Annotated in this window: 4 protein-coding genes; 1 reads left to right on the top strand and 3 read right to left on the bottom strand. The window is 36.9% G+C overall.

The window, feature by feature from the left end:
• Positions 1–348, bottom strand: a 348-nt coding sequence (locus tag GCCT14_RS03820; protein WP_157952583.1) for an NYN domain-containing protein, incomplete at its 3' end; no start/stop codon positions are given.
• Positions 349–360: 12 nt separating this feature from the next.
• Positions 361–2529: a GreA/GreB family elongation factor gene (locus tag GCCT14_RS03815; protein WP_239978368.1), complete on the bottom strand. Its 2169-nt coding sequence runs from the start codon at positions 2527–2529 to the stop codon at positions 361–363.
• A 185-nt stretch (positions 2530–2714) separates the two neighbouring features.
• Here GCCT14_RS03815 and GCCT14_RS03810 point away from each other — a divergent pair, with 185 nt between their 5' ends.
• A complete protein-coding gene (locus GCCT14_RS03810; RefSeq protein ID WP_108624305.1) occupies positions 2715–3083 on the top strand; it encodes a hypothetical protein in 369 nt (122 codons plus the stop codon).
• Here the strand turns inward: GCCT14_RS03810 and GCCT14_RS03805 are convergent.
• A partial coding sequence (locus tag GCCT14_RS03805) for a hypothetical protein (RefSeq protein ID WP_157952582.1) occupies positions 3080–4118 on the bottom strand: 1039 nt, incomplete at its 5' end. The genes GCCT14_RS03810 and GCCT14_RS03805 overlap by 4 nt on opposite strands.

Genomic DNA, 4118 nt, shown 5'->3' with positions numbered 1-4118 from the left:
GGGCCTTGGGACGCAGATGCCGGTCAATGTATTATTTCTCACCAGACCAAAATCAGAAGAGACAAGAGTAGAATGGTCTTTCTTTCGTCGAAAAGATAAGATTTCTAAAATGTGCTCGTCTGCACTTTGCTTATTGCCAGTGTATATTATGCGAATGTTGTCGATTTGACTCTGAAAGAGATGGTTGCTATGTTTCCCTCCATCGAAAACAATGAAACAATCTCCATTAACGTGCGAGAGAAGCCATTTCAGTTTTTTAAGAAAACGTTGATGTTCCCTTGGGAATAATCCACAGGAAAAGTTTTTCTTTGCAAAGAACCAATTATGCCCATCTATGAGATAGCGCATGCATACCTTCTATCAGGCAAGGGCCTTTGCTATACAAATAGATTTTAGAGTGAAATGACGACCATTTAGTTCTACACTTTCTCCAATTCTTTTGCCCAGAAGCTTCTGAGCAATTTTGGACTGGTGAGAAATAATACATTGACCGGCATCTGCGTCCCAAGGCCCTAATATTGAATAAGAAATATTCTCGTCTTGGATGTCATCCGGGGCTAGTCGAACCTCACAACCAATCTGAACGCTATCTTTAGAAACATTGTCAGGCGAAATTATTTTTGCCCTCTTGACCTGGTCTAAAAGAAACCTCAGTTCACTCTGAAGTTGTCCTCTTCTTTCTAACGCAAATTTGAACTCAGAGTTTTCCCTTAAATCTCCTAAAGCTCTGGCATCCTCTATCTCATTAGCAGACTTCAAAATCTCAGAGTAGAGTTTGTTAATTTTTTGTTTTACAAAATCCATACCAACATCGGTTGTCCAGATAGTGTCCTCTTGAACAGTAAAGTTTTGATTCAATTTTTTAAACTCTTTCATCTCAGGATGAACAACTTCTGCCAATGACTGAATTATGTGTAAGTCGTGTGAAGAAAATGTGTTGCATTTACTGACTAAAAGGAGGAACTCTTTCATAAATTCAATAGAAGTCTGATCAATGACCTTACGAATCGTCATGTAACGATTACTTGTCAAAACAGAGTGGATTTTTCTTGTTAGTTCACGGTGTGTTGAAAGGTTCTCAATTTGATGCAAGAGGACTAAAATAGCCTCCAGGAGATTACATAATTTGCCCTTGTCTAAGAAGGAAAGCGGTTCGTTAACAGCCTTCTGGAAAAACCATACTAGAGCTTCGGGGAACTCTTGAGGTTTAGATGTCATTGAATTAACACAATCCAGTGCAGAACTTACGTTTCCAGACAAGATAAGCTGTTTAAGCAAAAATTCTCTGTGACTGTTAGGAGAAAACTTAAGAAAAAGTTCAGAAAATATCTTGGGCCAACTTTGATGATGTTCAACAATCGCAAGTAAAAATCTTTTTCTAAAAGAGGTAATAGACATTTTAGAAAAAAAGGAGAGAATATCCTCTGTCTCTAAAACAACCTTTTTCATCTCTTCTTCACATAGTGAATTTTTTAGATCACAAATCAGAATCATCAACTCAAAACGAAGAGATGAGCTTAAGTTGTTCTCTTCAAGAACTTTTTCCAATTTCTTAATTAATGAATCTTTAACATTCGCTTGGTTAGCTCTATCAGGGAAATCACGCACAAACGAATAAATTCCAGATAAAACATTAACAACGCTTGCCCCTTCTAGATCTTCCCATAGAAGCTCTTCACGTGATTTATTCTGTTTCCGGATCTTGAAATGACCATGTGAATTAGCTGGAAATTCAATTCTTTCATCACGTTTTAGTTTACTTCTAGCAGTTTGCCACCAAGAGCTCCAGCCAGATTGCGGAATGATTAATTCGCATAGCTCGTCCTTGATACCTAAGGCAGTCTTATCCCCAAGGTCATTTAGAAGAAGATAAATAACTTCTACAGGGTTCTCTTTTGCCTCTTTTTCAAAGGCATCTGCATCCCCAAACCTTCTGGCTAGAAAATGAGTTTTAGATATCGGAAGCAGAGTACGAAAAGCGTTCCCAAAAGTAACTTGCTTAACTCCAGAAACATTTTCGAATTCAATAGATGCCTGCTCGCAAACAGAAGATGTATCTAATATCTCTCCAACACCCCAACCGGCTTTGTGGTATACGAAATGGCCCTTCTTAAGATGCCTTAATAACTCGAAATTCCTAAGAGCACCACGAAAATCCTTCATAGGTTTCAGTTGTACAATTCCAAGATTCGACTCAAAGTCGATCTCTTCTCCATACCTTTCAAACAAAATTTTAACAGCAAGATTCCCAAACACTTCACTGTTTGTTGACTGGATGTCAAATATCAAATTGACAATTTCTGCTTCATTCTTATCTTGATTGTTTTTGACTTGCTCCCAAAGAGGAAGTGCTGTTTCCACATACTGACCAAACTCTTTGTCAATTGAAGAACGCTGTATTAAAGAAAGTATTTTCTTTAACTCGTCAGAGTCGATCACATCACAGCAACAGTACTCTTCCCACAGTTGCATGAGATCCCATATGTTGTTTTCCTTGATCCTGGAACGAAATTCTTCGAGGTAGTTCATAGTGGCTTCCGCTCAAACCCTAAGGGTACTGGAGAGAAACATTGTAACAAGTCATGCCTAATTCTAAAAGAATACAGTCAATATTTCATTCTTGACTTGCCCTTATTTATATAAAAAAATTTATTTCTTTATGTATTTCTATTGAATAGGTCACTGACCAATGAATAAAGGGTGATGTAAGAGATATGTATAAAAAGAAGTGTCGATCAGAAAGAACTCCTGGAGAAATATGTCTAGAAGAAACGGACAAAACGTTGTCCGTATGGAAATCTCTTCGTGAGGCAATGACACAGATGAAAGAAAAATCTGAAGATATAAGCAGAAAGTACGGGATGAGTTTAGAAGAGTTTGCTTCTTACGTTAATAATCCATCAAATTTTTCTCATGAAGATTGGCAAAGGATAGAGGATAATCGTAAAAAGGTTTTTTTGTGTTTCCGTGAGATTGGGATGGTTCGTGAACAGATGAAATTGTGCATGTCTCCAATTTCTAAGAAGAAGGAAAAAAAGGTTCGTCGTCTCTGGGGGATTAGGGAAGGATGGATTCAAAGTTAGTTAAAAGAGAGCAGTTTTTGTATTTCTATATCGAATTGTAACGTATACCAGGCAGGTTCATGAATAATAAAGCTTTTTAGTAGAGATTTTTTTGCAATTTGAAAAAGCTTTCTAGGGTTTTCGTATACTTCCTGAATTTTTTGCATATATTGTTTAGTAGAGCTGAAAATAGTTTCCTTTTGACCCAATGACTGAGCTGATATTTGTCTTGTATGCCAAATCTTTTCAGGTTCAAGTTGGAATATTGGCTGTCCATTCATTAGAAATGGGAGAGCTTCTTCTTGGGACCCTATTGGAAATGGATTTAGATATATATGAGTCAAATTAAGTAGTTCATCTTGCTCTTTTTTATTTTTAGGAAAATGAACTCGTTTTTCCCATTGCTCTGAGTCAAAGAAATGAATTAATTCTTTTCTAGGGGGAGATCCAAAAATTGCGAGGTGAAGATTTGGGCATTTCTTTAACACCTCATTCAAAAAGGGCCCAAAGTATTTGTGACAGGTCAATCTAGGTTCACTAATGAAGGTTGAGGCTAAAAAGTTAAAATTTAATGGTTGCTCATCTTTGTTAATTACATTACCTATGAGGTTCTTTCCCAAATGGTGAAGTGGAGGAGGCATGAGAATACGTACGTTTCCTTCTTCTTTCCCGAATCTAGCTATGATTTTGTCAAATGGCAGTTTTATTCCCTTTTCTACGGCTTTTGTAAGTAAAAGTTTTTTAGGCCCTTCGATACGTTCTGCGATAGATAGAGAGATAGGATTAAGATCATGGAAGATAATAATATCAGGAGAAACAAGAAGAATTCTTTCTATCATATCTTCGATCGATTCTTCGAATCCTATAGACGTATTGGCGATGGCATGTCCAATTTTGTGTTTTTGTAAAAATGAGATAAGTGATGTTTGCTTTTGATAAAGATTTTTTTTGTCGCTTGCACAATGGGCAGAGAGCTCAAGCGAGATAACAGCAGTTGCGTATAGTTTCTTGTTGCGATGCTCAACAAGTATTTGTGCTATTTGTGAATTTTCTCCG

The organism is Candidatus Similichlamydia epinepheli (assembly GCF_003056015.1).
This window is presented reverse-complemented; position numbering and strand designations above follow the sequence as displayed.

Bases quoted from the DNA above. Each gene is read 5' to 3' on its own strand.
- GCCT14_RS03815 (WP_239978368.1), bottom strand. From the start codon at position 2,529: ATGAACTACCTCGAAGAATTTCGTTCCAGGATCAAGGAAAACAACATA.
- GCCT14_RS03810 (WP_108624305.1), top strand. From the start codon at position 2,715: ATGTATAAAAAGAAGTGTCGATCAGAAAGAACTCCTGGAGAAATATGT.